Genomic DNA, 17,021 nt, shown 5'->3' with positions numbered 1-17,021 from the left:
CCTTGGGAAAAGTTCGCCGCCACGGAAGGAATCCCGTGCTTGCTCAGGTTAGTGTCATTGTGGATATAGTAACCGAGCGGTTCGGTTCGTAAGTCAAGTGCTGAAGAAAACGGAGACCTCTATGGGCACCCAGCTCGCCCCCGGCACCACCCGTTCCGGCGTACGACCCCTCGACGGCAAGACCACCCTCGTCACGGGCGGGTCCCGGGGTATCGGTGCCGCGATCGTGCGCCGTCTGACGGCCGACGGCGCCCAGGTCGCCTTCACCTACGCCAGCGCCAAGGACCAGGCCGACGCCGTGGCCGAGGCGACCGGCGCCCTGGCCATCCAGGCGGACAACGCGGACCACGAAGCCGTCCGGGCCGTGGTCAGCCGCACCACGGAGCATTTCGGCGGACTGGACATCCTCGTCAACAACGCCGGCGTCTCCCACGCCGCGCCGATCGAGGACTTCCCGCTGGAGGAGTTCGACCGGCTGATCGCGGTCAACGTCCGGGGCGTGTTCAGCGCCGTCCAGGCCGCAGCTCCCCACCTCGGCCAGGGCGGTCGCATCATCACCATCGGCAGCGTCATCGTCGACCGCGTCCCCTTCCCCGGCGCGACCGTCTACGCCCTGACCAAGGCCGCTGTCGCCGGTCTCACCCGTGGCCTGGCCCGCGAACTCGGTCCGCGCGGCATCACGGTCAACAACGTGCAGCCCGGCCCCACCATCACGGACATGACCCCTGCCTCCGGCCCGTACGCGGAATCCCTGAAGCAACTGATGCCGCTCGACCACTTCGCCGAGCCCGCCGACATCGCCGGCGCCGTCGCCTATCTCGCCGGTCCCGAGGCCCACTTCATCACCGGCACCAACTGGAACGTCGACGGCGGCATCGCCGTCTGACCGCCCGCCCCGGGCGGCCGCGAGCAGGCACGGTCCACCGGCCTCCAGCCGCACCGCCGTACACGACAACACCCCCCTGCAGACCTCCTGTCGCAAAGGACGCACCACGACCATGAACGCTTCCACCACAGCCGCCCCGCCCGCTGCAGCCGTCGGGTCGGAGGAGCCGCTCAGCCCCGGCTACGACGCGGCGACCAAGGACGACGCCGAGTTCAACAAGCTCTTCCGGCACGGTTTCACCACCATCGACGACGTACAGATGCACTACGTCGTCGGCGGCGACGGCCCGCAGGTCATGGTGCTGCTGCACGGCTGGCCGCAGAGCTGGTACGAGTACCGCCGGGTCATGCCCTCGCTGCTGCCCGGCCGCACCGTCATCGCCATCGACCTGCCGGGGCTGGGTGACTCGACCGGGAACCCGTCCTCCAGGACCAAGGCGGTCCTGGCCACCTACGTCCACAAGCTGCTCAACCACCTCGGTCACCGCGAGAACGTGCAGGTCGTCGCCCACGACTTCGGCGTCAGCGTCGCCTATCCGCTGGCCGCCCAGTACCGCGAGCAGATAGCGGGCCTGTTCCTCATGGACTACGGCCTGACCGGCAGGAACCTGAAGTTCGCCGCCATCGAGTCGATGTTCTGGCACTTCTCCTTCAACAAGCAGCGGCCCCTCGCGGAGGAACTGGTCACCGGCCGGGTCGAGACCTTCCTCACCCACTTCTTCCAGGGGATGAGGACCGCCGGCGAGAACATCTCCGCCGACGAACTGGCCGAGTTCGTCCGGCTGTACTCCCGCCCCCAGGTGCTGCACGCCGGCTTCGAGCTCTACCGGACAGAGATCGAGGACGAGGCCGACAACACCACATTCCAGGAAACCCCACTGTCCATCCCGGTCCGCATGATCACCCAGGCCGGCCTCGCCGACATGGTCCTGGCGCCCCTCCAGGACGCCGCACCCCACGCCACCTCCGCCGACGTCCCCGGCGCCGGACACTTCCTTCTCCACGAAGCACCCGACCGCGTCCTGGCAGAGATCAACGCCTTCTACTCCACCTCCGCCCCCACCTCATGACCAACTGCGTACACCGCCACACCGCCACATCGAGATGAGAGGAAACCCCTCATGAACAGTCAGCCCCCTTCCGCCCGCGATGTCCCTTCCCGCCTGTTCGCCGCCTTCGACGCGGGTGACATCGCGGCGCTGGACACCCTCGTCTCGCCCGATCTCATCGACCACAACCTGCCCCCAGGGGCTCCCTCGGCGATCGAGGGGATGAGGGGAATGGTCGCCGCCATGCGCGACGGGTTCACCAACCCCCGTCACGAGGTCGTCTACCAGGCCGAGACGGACGACGGCTGGGTCGTCTCCCAGTGGGTGATCACGGCGACCCACACCGGCCCCTGGTTCGGACTGCCCGCGACGGGCCGTGAGGTGACCTGCTCCGGCCTCGACGTCGCGCGGGTGGTCGACGGCCGGATCGTCGAGATCCGGCACGTCGAGGAACTCCTGCAACTCCAGATGCAGATGCAGCTCACCGACTGAGACAGCGCCAGGGACGCGTCCGCGCGCGACGTGAGGCGAACGGACAGGGGGCCCGTCGGGTGCGGGCAGAGCGCAGAGCCCGGTTCCGACGGTCTGATCAGCAGGCTCGAGGAGTACTACGACTCCCGCCCGACCGATGTGCTCGCCAAGGCGGGACCGTAAGAAGAACGACCCGGTCTCACAAGCGTGGTGAGGCCGTTCGCAGATCACGAGTCCTTCCCGCGATGCGGTCGGACTCGAACCCAGGGAGTGCCATGAAGGCGATCCGGTTCGACAGTTACGGCGGCGCGGAGAAGCTGAACCTCGTCGACGTCTCGGCTCCGACGCCGCAGCCGGGCGAGATCCTCATCCGCGTGGCGGCCGCAGGAGTCAACCCGATCGACTGGAGGATCCGCTCGGGACAGATGGAAGGCATGATCCCCGTAGCCTTTCCGGCCGGAAGCGGCGGTGACGCGGCAGGCACGGTCATCGCGCTCGGTGCGGGCGTCGTCGATGTGGTGGTCGGGGAGTCGGTGTTCGGCGTGGGCCGGTCGACGTATGCCGAAGTGGCGGTTCTGACCTCGTGGCACCGGTGCCGGAGGGAGTGAGCGTCGAGGAGTCCGCCGGTTGGGGAGCGGCCGTCGAGACGGCCGTACGGGTTCTCGACCAGCTCGGACTGTCCGCGGGGCAGACCGTGCTCGTCAGCGGCGCATCGGGGGGGCGTGGGAACCGCGGTCGTCCAGATCGCCGTCGGCCGCGGAATAACGGTGGTGGGTACCGCAGGTGCGCCCAACCAGGACTACCTCGCGTCCCTGGGAGCGGTTCCGGTCGTCTACGGCGAGGGTCTCCTCGCGCGCGTCGCGGTGGCGGCGCCCTCGGGTGTCGATGGAGCCCTTCATCTCTCCGGTGCCGGAGTGTTGCCCGAGCTGATCGAGATCGTCGGGGATCCTTCCCGGGTCCTTTCGATCTCCGACTTCGCGACGCTACAACTCGGAGCGCAGGTGTCCGCGGCAGCATCGGATCACCGCAAGGCCTGGGCCGAGGCAGCGGCGTTGCCGGCCTTCCGCCTGCCTGTCGAGCGCCGCTTCACACTCGCCGAGGCCGGAGCCGCCCAGGAACACAGCGCCGCAGGGCACGCGACGGGCAAGACGGTCGTCCTCCCTTAGGTCAGGCCGTGGCGGACCTGTGTCAGGCCTCGACGGGCGTAGCCGGACAGGCCTCCGCGGCGTTCTCGGATACGGTCCTGGCCGCCGGTGATGTGTGCGAGGAGGCCCGGGTTTCCGCCGAGCAGCGCGCCGGGCCTCAAGGCGAGGCAACGGGGCCGAGGCGCCGGGGCCACAGGTCGGTTACGGCTCGCCTGCCGGGACGGTCGCGCGCAGGACTCCGTCGCCTCGGAAGCACCGGGTACTGCTCGGCGGAAGGGTGTCGCTGGCCGGAAATAGATCCTATGTATGGCCTTCGTTCCGAGTGGCGACGGACTGCGAACTGTCTCCCGCGAACGCTCCAACGATTGCTTCTGCGTGCTGTCTTCCCGGGTTTTCTCGTCCTTCCTCTAGACGTGGACGCCATCGCGAACCTATAAATCCATCCTATGTATCTTCTGGGGCCGAGTGCGCACTGGACTGCTGCTCTGCTCCTGCCGCCTTGCCCTGTCTCCTCCCGACCCATGGAGCCGCGCCATGTCCCCGTCTCGCCTCAGTAGACGCTCTCTGATGAAGGCCGCCGCTCTCGCCGGGGGAATCGCGACCGTCGGCCTGCCGCAGGCTCTGTGGCCCGCCACGGCCGAGGCGTATGCCGTCCCCTCGAAGATGGACTGGTGGTACGAGGCCCGGTTCGGCATGTTCATCCACTTCGGGTCCTACTCGTACCTGGGGCAGGGCGAGTGGGCGTTCGACAGCCAACAGTGGAGCAAGGCGAACTACCAGAACCAGGTCACCAAGAACTTCGACCCGGCCCGTTTCAACGCCGCCACCATCGCCGAACTGGCCAAGAACGCCGGCATGAAGTACCTCGTGATCACCGCCAAGCACCACGAGGGCTACGCGATGTGGGACTCCGACGTACCGAGCTTCACCGACACCACGGCCACCAGTCTGTACAACCTGCACGACTACAAGGGCATCCGGACCGACCCGCTCAAGGATCTCAAGACGGAGTGCGAGAGCCGCGGGATCAAGTTCTGCCTGTACTACTCGATACTCGACTGGAACCACCCGTCCCAGACCGACCGCCACGAGGGCGGTCTCACGACGATGTCCTCGCAGGCCGCCCGCACCGCCTACATCACCGATCTGAAGGCGCAGCTCCAGGAACTGCTGGACCGCTACGACCCGGCACTGCTGTGGTTCGACGGCGACTGGTTCGACGAGCCCGCCGGCCCCACCCTGGAGGACTGGTGGCTGGAATCGGACGGCCGCGACCTCTACGACTGGCTGATCGCCCGCAAGCCCGGCCTCATCGTCAACGAGCGGGTCAAGCGGGACCACGGTCTCGGCGACTACGCGGTCGCGGAGTTCGGTGTACCCGCCGAGCCGATGGGCCGGCCGTGGGAGCGGTGCGCCACCATGAACGGCGCCTGGGGTTACAACGCGGCGCGCGAGAACTCCTACAGATCCCTCAAGGACATCGTCCAGGAGCTCGTCACGGTGGTCTCCCGGGACGGCAACCTCCTGTTGAACATCGGCCCCAAGGGCGACGGCTCGGTCACCGCGGGAACGCAGACCGTCCTGAACGGCGTGGCCTCCTGGATGTCGACGTACAGCGACAGCATCCACGGCACCAGCGGCAGCCCGTTCGTCATCGAACCCGCGTGGGGAAAGGTCACCAGGAAGAACGGCAAGCTCTTCGCCCATGTCTTCAGCTGGCCCACGAACGGTCAGCTCCGGATCCCGGTGGTCGACAACACGGTCAGCCGCGTCTACCTGCTGGACAACCCCTCGATCTCGCTCCCGTACACCGTCACCGACCAGATCAACGTCACCGTGCCGGCCACCGCGCCGAACGCCAACGCCTCCGTGGTGTGCGTGGAGGTCGAGGGCATGCCCCTGAGGGTTTCCGCGACGGTGTTCCAGGACGTCGACTACCAAGCCGGCCGCGCCGTCCTGCCGCTGGGCGGTTACACCTCGTCCCAGCTGTCCGCCGCAGGCCTGGCGCCCGCCACGGCCTCGTCCGTCCTGGTGCCCGACGGCCTCCAGGTGACGGGCTACTCCGGCGACAACTTCACCGGCACGGCCTGGACGTTCACCTCGAACACCACTGACCTACGGGTGACCGGCAACAACGACGTGATCAGATCACTGAAGGTGACGTTCAGGCCCGACAGGTACTTTCGCCTGGCCAACGTCACGAACCACCTGGTGCTGGACAGCGGTGGCAAGGTCGCGAGCGGCTCGAACCTGAAGCTGTGGGAGTCGACAACGCACTCCAATCTCCAGTGGCAGGCGATCGAACTCGGGAACGGCTACTACAGGCTCGTCAACCGCACCAACGGCATGGTCGCCGACGGCTGGGGCCTCACCGGCAACGGCGACCCGGCCCGGCAGAAGGCCTGGGACGGCGGTGACACGCAACAGTGGCAGATCACCCACCGTGGCCAAGGCCAGTACTCGATCGCCAACCGGAGTACGGGACTTGTTCTCGACGGCGGCGGAATGGTCGTGGAAGGCGCGGCGGCCAAGCAGTGGACCTGGCAGCAGAGCACCAACCTGCTGTGGACGTTCCACCCGGTCACCTGACTGGCGCCACTCCGAATGATGCCGATCTGGCAGCAGGCAGAGACAGGGGCTCACGCCCATCGACCGCGAGGCCCGTCCCAACCCGATGCTCCGTCCCCACCGAGCGCGGGGATCAGGAACCAGCGACCAGAACCCACGCGGTACTGATCAGCGGGCGGGCCGCCGCCCTCGTCAGCCCTCTCGGGCCGTGAGGCCCGCGTCGCGGGCCAGTAGGGCGGCCTGGACCCGGTTGGTGACTTCCAGGGCGGTAAGGACACGGCTGACGTGGGCTTTGACGGTGCTCTCGCGCATGGCGAGCCGGGTGGCGATGTCGGCGTTGGTGTCGCCGTGGGCGAGCAGGGTGAGTACGTCGCGTTCGCGGGGGGTGAGCCGGTCCAGCCGGGCTTTGGCGGCGGTTGCCTCGGGCTGGTTGACCGCGTGGTAGCGGTCGATGAGGCGGCGGGCCGCGGTGGGGTGGAGCATGGCCGAGCCGGCGGCCACAAGGTGGACGGCGCGCAGGATTTCGGCGGGGTCGGTGTCCTTGAGGAGGAATCCGTCGGCTCCGGCTGCGAGGGCGTCGTAGACGTACTCGTCGAGGTCGAAGGTGGTCAGGATGATCACCTTGGGCGCGTGGGGGAGGGCTCGCAGGCGGGCGGTGGCGGCGATGCCGTCCATGCGGGGCATGCGTACGTCGACGAGGGCGACGTCGACGCGGTGGACGGTGGCCTCTTCGATGGCCTGGAGGCCGTCGGCGGCCTTGGCCACCACCTCGATGCCCGGGTCACCTTCGATGAGGTCGGCGAGGCCGAGGCGGACCAGGGCGTCATCGTCGACGATCATGGCGCGGATCATGTGCGGGTGCCGTTCTGTTCGATGCCGACGGGGTGGGGGATGCGGGCGGCCAGCCGCCAGGCGCCGGCGCCGGCCGGACCGGAGTCCAGGTGCCCGCCGAGGGCGGTGACGCGTTCGCGCAGGCCGATGAGTCCGTAGCCGCTGCCCACGGTGTCCGCGCGGGGAGTGCCAGGGGGGTTGGTGACCTCGACGAGGGTGGCGGGCGGGCCGTAGCCGATGCGGACGGTCACCGCAGCACCGTCGGCGTGCTTGCGGGCATTGGTCAGTGCTTCCTGGACGAGGCGGTACACCGCCAGCCGGTGGGTGGTCGGAGCCTGCTCGGGACGGCCGTCGGTCGTCAGCTCGACTTGCTGGCCGGCGGCGCGGGCCTCGTCGGCGAGTTCTCCCACTTCCCTCATCATCGGCGTGAGGGCGACGCCGGCCGGCGTCGCGTCGGGGTCGCGCAGCACACCGAGAACGTCACGCAGATCGGTGAGCGCCTCGACGGACGTCGTGCGCAGCAGGCCGAGGCGTTCGGCGACGGGCGCGGGCAGGGTGTCGCTCCTGGTGGCCAGGACGCCGGTGTGCAGGGCGATCAGGCTGAGGCGGTGGGCGAGGACGTCGTGCATCTCGGCGGCGATACGGGCCCTTTCCGTGATGCGGGCCGTCTCCTCGCGCAGCTGCGCCTCGACGCTCAGGTGCTCGACGTCGGCCGCCAGTGCCAGGAGCAGGCGGCGCCGGCTGCCGAGCCACAGCCCGACGAGCACGGCCAGGACCGGCAGGAGCACCGTGGCCGCGTAGGACTGGCCCGTCCACAGGGAGGTTGTCCGGTAGCTGACCACGTTGGCGCTCAGCGCGACGACGCCACAGCCCACCGCGATCCGAGCGCGGCGGTCCATGGCCAGGTCGTACAGGACGACTGCCAGCATGGGCAGCAACAGCGATCCCCACCATGCGGTGGCCATCGTGATCAGCAACGGTGCGGCGGGCCACCGCAGCCGGGGCACGAGCAGGGCCGCTCCGCACACCAGTGCTGTGGCCATGACGAGGGCCAGGTGAGGCCCGTCGAGTGCGACGTCGTTCAGCACGGCGGCCAGTACGCACAGAGTCACCAGAACCACGCGCCCGTAGGCCGCCCATCTGCGGCTTTCTCTGCTGCTCACCTGCGCCATCCTAGGCAGGGCGGTGCGTTGTTCCGTCCGACGATCGACGATGTCCACCCCCTACTTTCGTATGGGGAAGTGGTCGCCGAACGATGGATTCCATGCCGTTCGCGGCCTCCTAGCGTCGATTCTATGAACCACCGGACCCTCTCCCGCGACCATGCCGTGACGCAGCGCAACGCCGAAGGCTGGATGTTCCTGATCGAAGCGGCCCGTGATCTGCGCACCACGGGTGCCATAGCCCCCAGCGGCAAAGCCCTGGCCCGTGCACTCACCGACCCCGTACTGGCTCAGGCGCCCCATCCGCTGGCCGTCCTGGAGGTCGGCGCCGGCACCGGCCCGGTCACCCGAGCCCTGATACCGCGGCTGTCCCGGGGCAGCCGCCTGGACATCGTCGAGGCCAATCCGCGTTTCGCCGCCGGACTGCGACGCCTCGTCACCGCGCACCCGGCCCTGACCGCCACGTCCGCGCAGGTGAACGTGCATCAGATCTACGTCGAGCAGCTCGACACCGACCAGCGCTACGACGTGATCGTCTCCGGGCTCCCCCTGACCAACTTCACGCCCGCGCAGGTCGAGCGCATCATGGCCCGCTACCTGGAACTCCTCCACCCCGGCGGCACGCTGACCTACTTCGCCTACCTCGGCACCCGCAGGGCCCGCGCACTGACGGCATCGCGGGCCGAAGCCCGCCGTCACGCCGCCGTGGACGAGATCATGGCCGCCTACCAGCGCACCTACGCCACGGGCCGCTGGACGGTGTGGGCCAATATTCCGCCGGCCTACGTCTGGCATCTGCGACGCCCCCTCGTCTCCGCGAAGACGGACCTGCCCGGGCCGCGGCTGGACAGGGCGAGCCGGTGAACGTGCTCTCCGACCTCCTCGGCCACCTCTCGCCGGTCGCCGCGTACACGGTGGTGGCCGCCGCGGTCCTGGCCGAGTCGGTCCTTCTCGTCGGTGCCTTCGTCCCGACGCTGACCCTGCTCCTGACCGCCGGCGCGCTGGCCCGCACGGGCCAGGTCAACCTTCTTCTCGTCATCTCGGCCGCGGCCGGCGCCGTGGTCGCGGGTGACTTCCTCGCCCACCGCACCGGCAGGTACCTCGGTGACCGGCTGCGCGGCGGCTCCCTGGGCCGTCGCGTTCCGGATGCCGCGTGGCGCCGGGCCGAGACGCTGATGGCGCGCCACGGCGGGCGAGCGGTCTTCGTGGCCCGCTTCCTGCCGGTGGTGCGCACCCTCGCCCCGCACTCCGCGGGCGCCACCCACCTGCCCTACCGGCGTATCGCTCCGTACAGCGTCGTCGCCGCCTGTGTCTGGGCCACAGCGGAAGTCGGTGTCGGATACGCCGCCGCGACCTCTCTCCAACGCGTCCTCACGCTGGGCGGCCCCGCCCTCGCGCTGGTCGCTCTGTCGGCGGTCGGGGGCTTGCTCCTGTGGCGAAGACGGCGCCGCCCCTCTCCTCCGCCCCGAGAACCGGGGTCCGGGCCCGCCACGAAGTCCGCCGACCATGTTCAGGCCGGCCTGACGAGTCCGGCGTCGTAGGCGAAGATCACGGCGTGGACCCGGTCCCGGACCCCGATCTTGGCCAGGATGCTGCTCACATGTGACTTGACGGTGGACTCGGCGAGGGACAGGCGCTCGCCGATCTCGGTGTTGCTCCAGCCGGTCGCGATGGCGGTGAGTACCTCGCGTTCGCGGTTGGTGAGGCGGCCCAGCCGCCGCTCCTGTTCGGGCGTGTGGCCCGGCAGACGGCTGCCGAACGCGTCGATCAGCTTGCGGGTCAGTCCGGGCGAGATGACGGCGTCTCCGGCGGCCACCGCGCGGATGCCGGCGACGAGTTCGTCGGGCATGGCGTCTTTCAGCAGGAATCCCGATGCTCCGGCGCGCAGGGCGTCGTAGGCGTATTCGTCGAGGTCGAAGGTGGTCAGGACCAGGACGCGGGAGCGGCCGCCGGACTCGATGATGCGTCTGGTGGCCTCGATGCCGTCCATGCCGGGCATACGGACGTCCATGAGGACGACATCGGGCTTCAGCTCGGCGGCCTTGCGGACGGCCTCGGCACCGTGGGTGGCCTCACCGATGAGGGTCAGATCGGGATGCTGTTCCAGAAGCATGCTGAAGCCGAGGCGCTGCAGGGCCTGGTCGTCGACGATGAGCACGGTGGTCATGCGCGGGGGTTCTCCGTTCGGGTCGTGGATGGTGGGGGTGCCTCCCCGCATACGAGGTGCCTCCCTGCAAATGGGGAGGGGAGGAGCCGAGGGCTAGGGGGAGGGCGGGGTGGTCAGGAGGCGGGCGTGGACGCTCCAGCCGCCCGCACGGTTGGGTCCGACGGTGACCTGGCCCTGGTAGATGGCCGCGCGTTCGCGCATGCCGATCAGACCGCGGCCGTTTCCGGTGCTCCTCCTCCGGGCGCGGGGTGCACGGAGGGGGCCGGTGTCCTCGACGTCGACGTGGACCGTGCCGCGTTCGACGCTCACCCGGACGCTGCTGGAGGTGTCGGCGGCGGCGTACTTGAGGGTGTTGGTGAGAGCTTCCTGGACGATGCGGTAGACGGCCAACTGCAGACCGGGGGCCAGCGTGCTGAGGTCGCCGTCGGTGGAGAGGGACACGGAAGGGCCGGCGGCACGGACGCGTTCGACCAGCGGGTCGAGGTCGGCCAGGCCGGGCTGTGGGGTGAGCGGGACGTCGTGCGGTCCGTCGCTGTCTCCGATGACGGCGAGAAGGCGACGCAGTTCGGCGAGGGCGCCGCGACCGCTGTCGGCGATGATCCGCAGGGTCTCGGCACCGCGCTGGGGCTTCGCCTCGGTCAGGCCCGCGGCGCCGTCGGCGAGGCCGACCATGACCGCGAGGGTGTGGCCGAGGATGTCGTGCATCTCCTTCGAGACGCGGGCGCGTTCCTGGGCGACGGCGAGGCGGGCCTGCTGGTCCTTCTCCTTCTGCAGAGCGGCGATGACGACGTTCACCAGCCGGGTGGCGAGGCCGAGGCAGGCGATGGCCGTCACCGTCACCACCCCCAGCAGCAGGCCGAGTTCCGGGCGTGCGGTGTATTCCGGCCGCCCGTCGGCCGGAAGCCCGGCGGTCCGGGCGAACAGCTGCGCCATGGACATGGCCAGGGCGACGAGTATCTGGCCGGGGGTGGCGAAGCGGCCCACGTTGAACAGGGCCACGAGACGTGCGACGTCGGCGGATGCGTTGGCATCGTGCGAGGGCCCTGCGTAGGTCGTCAGTACAGCGCTGGTGGTGATGAGCGCGAACACCAGCATGGGCCGACGCTCCCGCCACAGCAGCGGAACGGCCACCGCGAGGGTGAGGGCCAGCTCTTCGGCGATCCCGGATTCTTCGGCGGCAGTGAGCACGTACGGCAGGCCCAGGACGGCGCAGAACAGCGGGACGCCCCACCGTCGGACCCGGGGGTGGGTCCGGTCCGCCCACGCCCAGGAAGACAGCCGGGCGATGATCGACACGATCACACGCTGCTCATCATCGGCCGTCAGCGCCTTGGGCAGCTTGGGCCGACCGGGGAGGCGTCGACCGGGCCGGGAATCCTGTGGGGGAGTGGGGGTCAAGGTCGGTGCCCTTCGCGGTGCGGGCAGTCCGCTCGCCGGTGCCGGGGGGAATGGACGGACGAGCGGCGACTCGGGAAGAACACCGACCGGGGCGGACCGCTCTTCCTTGATCGTACGGCTGACAACGGCGCGGAGCCGGTTTCGTCCCACGGCAGCGTCATGGCCGGTCCGGCTGCCTTGAGCACGTGAGACGCCGACCGGCGCGAGGCGGTGCAGGATCGTGGCCACGGATGTGTTCCCGCCAGGAAAGAGGTCTTTTCGTGGACGGGCCCGACCAGGCCCGGGTCCCAACCTAGAAGGGGTATCGACGGGCTCCACGGCACTGTGGGTGGGAATACGGTGACGCCGGCTAGTACCTGGGTACTACAGCGTCCCTCCACACGGCTGCGGGAAGCGGCGCACGGTCCGCCTCACCTCGGCGACGACAAGAGCGGTGGGCATGTTCCCGGGTTCCTCCTACGGGGCGTTCAGTCGCCGATCGCGCGGAGCACGGCGTCGGCCATGCCCTTCTCGCCGTGCGCGTTCGGGTGGACGGCGGCGGCCGGGCTGCTGGGTCGCAGGGGTTCTGAGCTGTTGCCGCTGGAGTGCGTTCAAGAGTGTTCTGGTGGGCGGGAGTGAGTGTGGATGGTTGGTGTCGTGTCGCGTGCCTCGGCTGTGGGGCTGGTTCTCGGTGGGGAACTGACGTTCTTGCGTCGAATGCGTGACCTTCGCGGGTGGTGCTCGTTTCCCATGGTGACGGGATCTTCAGGTCGGGAAGGGGGCGGGGTGGGTGAGCTGAGGAGCATCGCGGTGCCGTTCGTCGCGTCCGGTCCCAGTGGTGTGGCCGCCCGTACCCGCCTCAAACACCTGACCGCGGACGATGAGAAGGTGCTGCGCCTGTTGGGTGCGCATCTGGGGTCGTTGGCTTCGAGGGATCTCAAGGCGCGTTGCCGGGACGGTGTGTCGCATTCCGGGAAGACGTGGGCGGTGCGTAAGCGGGAGCTGACACCGTTGTCGTCGTCGCGGTGGGCGGGATCGATCACCAAGGCCACGCATGATCAGTGGGCGCTGGCCCGGCGTGGCCAGTCGGCGCACCTCCACCACCTCGAAGCGGGCATCCGCACCGTCGAGGACCGCCTGTCCCAGCCGGTCGGGCAGAAGGGGACCAAGGGCAAGCCCGGGGGTTACCGCTCCCGGCGGGAGTGGCATGCCAAGTCCCGGCGGCTGCGGGTCCTTCAGGACCGGCTGACTGCCGCGCGGGCCGACCGCGAGGCCGGCATCGTCCACGTCGTACGCGGCGGCAAACGTCTGGCCCGCACCCGCCACCACCTGGACGCCGCTCAGCTCACGGAGTCGGTGTGGCGTGGGCGGTGGGAGGCGGAACGCTGGTTCTGCCAGGCCGATGGGGAGTCCGGCAAGCGCCACGGCAACGAGACCATCCGGATCAGCCCGGATGGTGAGGTGAGCATCAAACTCCCCGCCCCGCTGGCGTATCTGGCGAACGCCCTGCACGGACGGTACGTCCTGGCCTGCACGGTGCGGTTCGCGCACCGGGGCACCGAGTGGGCCGACCGGGTCGCGGCCAACCGGGCGGTCGCCTACCGCATCCACTACGACACCGCCCGGGACCGCTGGTATGTGACCGCGTCCTGGCAGATCCCACCCACCCCCACCCTCCCCATCGAGGCCGCGCTCGCCCACGGGGTGATCGGCGTCGACATGAACGCCGACCACCTCGCCGCCTGGCACCTCGACACCCACGGCAACCCCACCGGCAGCCCACGCCACTTCCCCTACGACCTCACCGGCACCGCCGAACACCGCGACGCCCAGGTCCGCCACGCCCTCACCCGCCTCCTGCACTGGGCCAGAACCTGCGGGGTGAAGGCGATCGCGGTCGAGGACCTCGACTTCACCACCGAGAAGACCCGGGAGAAACACGGCCGCAGGAAACGCTTCAGGCAGCTGATCTCCGGCATGCCCACCGGGAAACTCCGCGCCCGGCTGGCGTCGATGGCCGACGCCACGGGTATCGCGGTCATCGCCGTCGACCCCGCCTGCACCAGCCGCTGGGGAGCCCAGCACTGGCAGAAACCCCTCACCACCACCCGTACAACGACTCGCCATGATGCTGCCGCCGTGGCGATCGGAAGGCGCGCCCAGCAACACCCGATCCGGCGACGGACGGCACCGCCCCCACCACACCGGAGTGATGCGGTGGGGCATCGGACCGTCCAGGCCAGAACGGGTGTTCCTGGGCGTGAGGGAACCCGCCCCCGCATTCCCGGACCACGGACACGATCCGTGCCGCCCGGACACGGAGCGAACGCGGGCAACCAGAACGCCCAACACCGTCCGGGGCGTTCGGCCGAGCACGAGACCTGGCAACAGGACTCACTCCCGCTCAGTCCCTAGGAACGGTTCTGTCCAGCGGGTCTTCTCGGAGCAGGCGTCGTGACCGACGGACGGGGAGTAGGTGTCGACGTACGTCGCTCCGGCGGCCTCGGCCTGCTCGCGCAGCATGGTGTTGAGCTGCTTCCCCTTGTCGTGCAGATAGGTCGCGTCGCCGGGCGCGAGGGGCAGTTCCCTGCCGCAGCCTTTGCCGTCGGCGGGCAGGATCGCCGGATAGCCGACGACGTAGACCCGGGCGTTCGGCGCACGCCGTTCGATCTCGGCCAGCGCCGCGGACAGCTTCGGGCCGGACTCCTGGATCTTCCGCGCCACCTCGTCGGTGCCGCCGTCGACGTACTGCTTCCTGCAGGGCGCGTCGTCGGAGAAGAGGCGGTCGCTGCCGATGCCTCGGTACATCGCGCCCACCATGACGCATTTCGTGACCGTCGAGCCGAAGCCGATGTCGTTGCCGCCGATGCCCAGGGTGACCAGTCGCGTCCGCGTCGACAGGGCCGAAAGCTGGGCGGGATTGGTGCCGTTGGACGTCTTCTGCGGCGCGGTGAGGTCGGTGAGCGTGGCGCCGCTGCAGCTGACGTCACGGAAGTCGGCCGCCGGGACGCCGAGTTGGCGTGCCACCACCGAGGGATAGTTGTGGTCGGAGCGTTCGCAGCCGGCCGGAGTCCCGGACTGCCGGGGGATCTTCGGGCCGGAGGTGTAGGAGTCGCCGAGAGCGACGTAGGGCCCCGGCTGAGGTCGCTCGTCCTTGGCGTTGACGCCGGTGCCGGTGTGAGTGCTGGTGGCGTCCGGCCGTCCGATGAGGACGGCGGTGAACAGAACACCGCAACTCACGATCCCGACCAGACCTGTTCGTGCATACGGTCCCATGGGCTTCTCCTGTCGTTGTCACGGATGACCAACTGCTGGGTGGGCACCGCAGCGCAGGCGGCTGTTGGCGATGGGCGGCGGTGCCCGGAGCGGGACCGGCAGGGCCGGTGGGGGAGGAGGCGGAAGGCTTGCCCGGATCACGGTGGGGTCGAGGCGGGTGTGGCCCTGTCGTCGAACCAGGCGGAAAAACGCGCACGTCATCGGCACCGCGGGACCGAATACGGCGGTGTTGAGCAGTACCGCGGTAGGAAGGCGCGTCGACTCTGGGCAGGGGTGTGGTCGGCGGGCCCGGGAGTCCCGTGCCGTGGGTCAGGCGGGTGTCGGCTCGGGCGAGGTGGTCTGCGGGGTGGCGGTGTCCAGCAGGCGGCGAGCCGTGCAGGGCGCAACCACGGCTTCGCCGCGCGCGAACGCTCCTGTCTGCGCGAAGAGTTCGAGCCGGCGGGCGTTCTTGAGCAGCAGGCAGCAGGCAGCAGGCAGCAGGCAGCAGGCCGCAGGCCGCAGACCACAGGCCGCCGGGTGCGGCGCGCAGCACGCAGTGCGCTCCAGGCCTGTGCGTGCCGTTCGAGGGCGGTCGGCGTCGGGACCAGGGAGCTGCCGTAGGCGCGGGGCTCGATGTCAAGCGGGGTGTATCTCAAGGGAGTTGGCCGGTGGGTTGGGGATGAGGGTGGCGTGGACGGTCCAGCCGCCGTGGGGGTTGGGGCCGGCGGTGACCTCGCCCCGGTAGAGGGCGGCCCGCTCGCGCATGCCGACCAGCCCCCGGCCGCCGCCCGTCCGGCCACGGTGTGTCCCCGGGGCACGGGACGGGCCGGTGTCCTCGACCGTGATGCGTACGGTGCCGGGGTCGGCGGCGATGGAGACGTGGACCGAGGTGCCGGAGGCGGCGTACTTGACGGTGTTGGTCAGGGCCTCCTGGATGACGCGGTAGGCGGACAGCTGAAGTCCCGGGGCCAGGCCGGTGAGGTCGCCGTGCGCGTGCAGGGCGACGGTGGGGCCGACGGCGCGGACCCGGTCGAGCAGGGCGTCGAGGTCGGCGAGGCCGGGCTGAGGGGCGAGCGGGACGTCGTACGACCGGCCCTGACCTGCGCGGTCGTCGCGGTCGTCGCCGATGACGGAGAACAGGCGGCGCAGTTCGGCCAGGGCGTCGCGGCCGCTGGCGCTGATGATGCGCAGCGTCTGGGCACCACGTTCGGGCTTGGCCGCGGTGAGGGGGGCGGCGCCGTCGGCGAGGCCGACGATGACGGCGAGGGTGTGGCCGAGGATGTCGTGCATCTCGCGGGAGACGCGGGCGCGTTCCTGCGCGGTGGCGAGACGGGCCAGCTGGTCGCGTTGCTTCTTCAGAACGTCGATGTAGGCGTAGGCCAGCCGCAGGAGCAGCCCGAGCGCCGCGAACGCCACTACGGCGACCATCACCATCAAGGTCACGGGCTCCGGGCGCGTGACGTACTCCAGCTGCTGGCCGCGCCAGAAGAAGTAGGCCCATGCGACGAGTTGCACGAGGGTGATGCCGGTGGCGGCGGCCAGCTGGCGTGGGGTGCAGTGCCGGCCGACATTGAAGAGGGCGACCACCCGGGCGAACTCGGCGCCGGTCAGCACACCGAGGGGAAGGGACACGATCGAGACGGCCGTGGTGAGGGCGAAGATCAGCATGGGGCGTCGCTCCCGCCACAGCAGCGGGATGCAGAAGGCGAGGACGATCGGCAGCTGGGGGTCGGTGACGTTGTGTGGATTGGTGTAGGCGTCGCTGCCGACCGCGAGGCAGAGGGCCGGGACCCCCCACTGCCGGACCCGGGGACGAGCCAGGTCGGCCCGCCGCCACGAGGCGAGCCGGGAGACGGCCGATGCGATCACCCGCTGCTCGGGATCGCTCGTCAGGGCCTGGAGGAACCGGCGCTCGTCCGGGTGTGGGGCGGGCACGGGGGTACTCGGTGCGGGCACGGGGGTACTCGGTGCGGGCACGGGGGTGGGCCCTTCACGATGTCAGGCCGCCCGCCCCGGGGGATCGGGCCGGCGGGCTGGGCAGGGGAGACGGGCTGGGCAGGGGCGGCGGCCGCTGAGAGTCGGCCGCCATGTCAGGAGCCGGTGCGGAAGC

The 17,021-nt window shown here is 70.0% G+C and carries 12 protein-coding genes and 2 pseudogenes; 8 read left to right on the top strand and 6 right to left on the bottom strand.

Annotated features, from left to right (window positions below):
* The first annotated feature begins 121 nt into the window (after window positions 1-121).
* The 5 genes and pseudogenes from PV734_RS35080 (at window position 122) to PV734_RS35060 (ending at window position 6,139) form a co-directional block, all read left to right on the top strand.
* A complete protein-coding gene (locus PV734_RS35080; protein WP_319293482.1) occupies window positions 122-886 on the top strand; it encodes a 3-oxoacyl-ACP reductase family protein in 765 nt (254 codons plus the stop codon).
* A 112-nt stretch (window positions 887-998) separates the two neighbouring features.
* A complete protein-coding gene (locus PV734_RS35075; protein WP_319096111.1) occupies window positions 999-1,955 on the top strand; it encodes an alpha/beta hydrolase in 957 nt (318 codons plus the stop codon).
* A 51-nt stretch (window positions 1,956-2,006) separates the two neighbouring features.
* Complete coding sequence (locus tag PV734_RS35070) at window positions 2,007-2,426, top strand: ester cyclase (protein ID WP_319096112.1); 420 nt, start codon at window positions 2,007-2,009, stop codon at window positions 2,424-2,426.
* Window positions 2,427-2,680: 254 nt separating this feature from the next.
* Window positions 2,681-3,571: pseudogene (locus PV734_RS35065) on the top strand (NADP-dependent oxidoreductase).
* A gap of 546 nt (window positions 3,572-4,117) precedes the next feature.
* On the top strand, window positions 4,118-6,139 hold the full coding sequence (locus tag PV734_RS35060; RefSeq protein ID WP_319293480.1) for an alpha-L-fucosidase: 2,022 nt from the start codon (window positions 4,118-4,120) through the stop codon (window positions 6,137-6,139).
* A gap of 171 nt (window positions 6,140-6,310) precedes the next feature.
* Here PV734_RS35060 and PV734_RS35055 read toward each other — a convergent pair whose 3' ends face one another.
* Both PV734_RS35055 and PV734_RS35050 read right to left on the bottom strand, forming a co-directional pair.
* Complete coding sequence (locus tag PV734_RS35055; RefSeq protein WP_319096116.1) at window positions 6,311-6,970, bottom strand: response regulator transcription factor; 660 nt, start codon at window positions 6,968-6,970, stop codon at window positions 6,311-6,313.
* Complete coding sequence (locus PV734_RS35050; RefSeq protein ID WP_319293478.1) at window positions 6,967-8,121, bottom strand: sensor histidine kinase; 1,155 nt, start codon at window positions 8,119-8,121, stop codon at window positions 6,967-6,969. The genes PV734_RS35055 and PV734_RS35050 overlap by 4 nt, the downstream gene beginning before the upstream one ends.
* Window positions 8,122-8,244: 123 nt before the next feature.
* On the opposite strand from PV734_RS35050, the gene PV734_RS35045 reads away from it, so the two are divergent.
* The gene (locus PV734_RS35045; RefSeq protein ID WP_319096118.1) at window positions 8,245-8,976 is read left to right on the top strand and encodes a class I SAM-dependent methyltransferase; all 732 of its coding nucleotides are present in this window, start codon (window positions 8,245-8,247) and stop codon (window positions 8,974-8,976) included.
* Window positions 8,973-9,653, top strand: coding sequence for a DedA family protein (locus tag PV734_RS35040; RefSeq protein ID WP_319096119.1), 681 nt, complete (start codon window positions 8,973-8,975; stop codon window positions 9,651-9,653). The genes PV734_RS35045 and PV734_RS35040 overlap by 4 nt, the downstream gene beginning before the upstream one ends.
* Here PV734_RS35040 and PV734_RS35035 read toward each other — a convergent pair.
* Window positions 9,623-10,279 (bottom strand): response regulator transcription factor, encoded by a 657-nt coding sequence (locus tag PV734_RS35035; protein WP_319096120.1) that lies wholly within the window; start codon window positions 10,277-10,279, stop codon window positions 9,623-9,625. The genes PV734_RS35040 and PV734_RS35035 overlap by 31 nt on opposite strands.
* A gap of 93 nt (window positions 10,280-10,372) precedes the next feature.
* A complete protein-coding gene (locus tag PV734_RS35030; RefSeq protein ID WP_319096121.1) occupies window positions 10,373-11,575 on the bottom strand; it encodes a sensor histidine kinase in 1,203 nt (400 codons plus the stop codon).
* Between the two features lie 867 nt (window positions 11,576-12,442).
* Between PV734_RS35030 and PV734_RS35025 the strand changes: the two are divergent.
* Window positions 12,443-14,071, top strand: a pseudogene (locus tag PV734_RS35025) (IS200/IS605 family accessory protein TnpB-related protein).
* Here the strand turns inward: PV734_RS35025 and PV734_RS35020 are convergent.
* Window positions 14,051-14,932 carry an SGNH/GDSL hydrolase family protein gene (locus tag PV734_RS35020; RefSeq protein ID WP_319096122.1) on the bottom strand — a complete coding sequence of 294 codons (882 nt, stop codon included), beginning with the start codon at window positions 14,930-14,932 and terminating at the stop codon, window positions 14,051-14,053. The pseudogene PV734_RS35025 and the gene PV734_RS35020 overlap by 21 nt on opposite strands.
* Window positions 14,933-15,547: 615 nt before the next feature.
* Window positions 15,548-16,846 carry a sensor histidine kinase gene (locus tag PV734_RS35015; RefSeq protein ID WP_319293476.1) on the bottom strand — a complete coding sequence of 433 codons (1,299 nt, stop codon included), beginning with the start codon at window positions 16,844-16,846 and terminating at the stop codon, window positions 15,548-15,550.
* Window positions 16,847-17,021 lie beyond the last annotated feature (175 nt).

Source organism: Streptomyces sp. AK08-02, assembly GCF_033795085.1.
GTDB classification, from domain to species: domain Bacteria; phylum Actinomycetota; class Actinomycetes; order Streptomycetales; family Streptomycetaceae; genus Streptomyces; species Streptomyces echiniscabiei.
The sequence above is the reverse complement of the archived record's forward strand: the minus strand, read 5'-3'. Positions and strand labels throughout refer to the sequence as shown.

Coding starts and splice junctions, on each gene's coding strand:
- PV734_RS35060 (WP_319293480.1), top strand. CDS start 4,118: ATGAAGGCCGCCGCTCTCGCCGGGGGAATCGCGACCGTCGGCCTGCCG.
- PV734_RS35055 (WP_319096116.1), bottom strand. CDS start 6,970: ATGATCCGCGCCATGATCGTCGACGATGACGCCCTGGTCCGCCTCGGC.
- PV734_RS35020 (WP_319096122.1), bottom strand. CDS start 14,932: ATGGGACCGTATGCACGAACAGGTCTGGTCGGGATCGTGAGTTGCGGT.
- PV734_RS35045 (WP_319096118.1), top strand. CDS start 8,245: ATGAACCACCGGACCCTCTCCCGCGACCATGCCGTGACGCAGCGCAAC.
- PV734_RS35070 (WP_319096112.1), top strand. CDS start 2,007: ATGAACAGTCAGCCCCCTTCCGCCCGCGATGTCCCTTCCCGCCTGTTC.
- PV734_RS35075 (WP_319096111.1), top strand. CDS start 999: ATGAACGCTTCCACCACAGCCGCCCCGCCCGCTGCAGCCGTCGGGTCG.
- PV734_RS35035 (WP_319096120.1), bottom strand. CDS start 10,279: ATGACCACCGTGCTCATCGTCGACGACCAGGCCCTGCAGCGCCTCGGC.
- PV734_RS35050 (WP_319293478.1), bottom strand. CDS start 8,121: ATGGCGCAGGTGAGCAGCAGAGAAAGCCGCAGATGGGCGGCCTACGGG.
- PV734_RS35080 (WP_319293482.1), top strand. CDS start 122: ATGGGCACCCAGCTCGCCCCCGGCACCACCCGTTCCGGCGTACGACCC.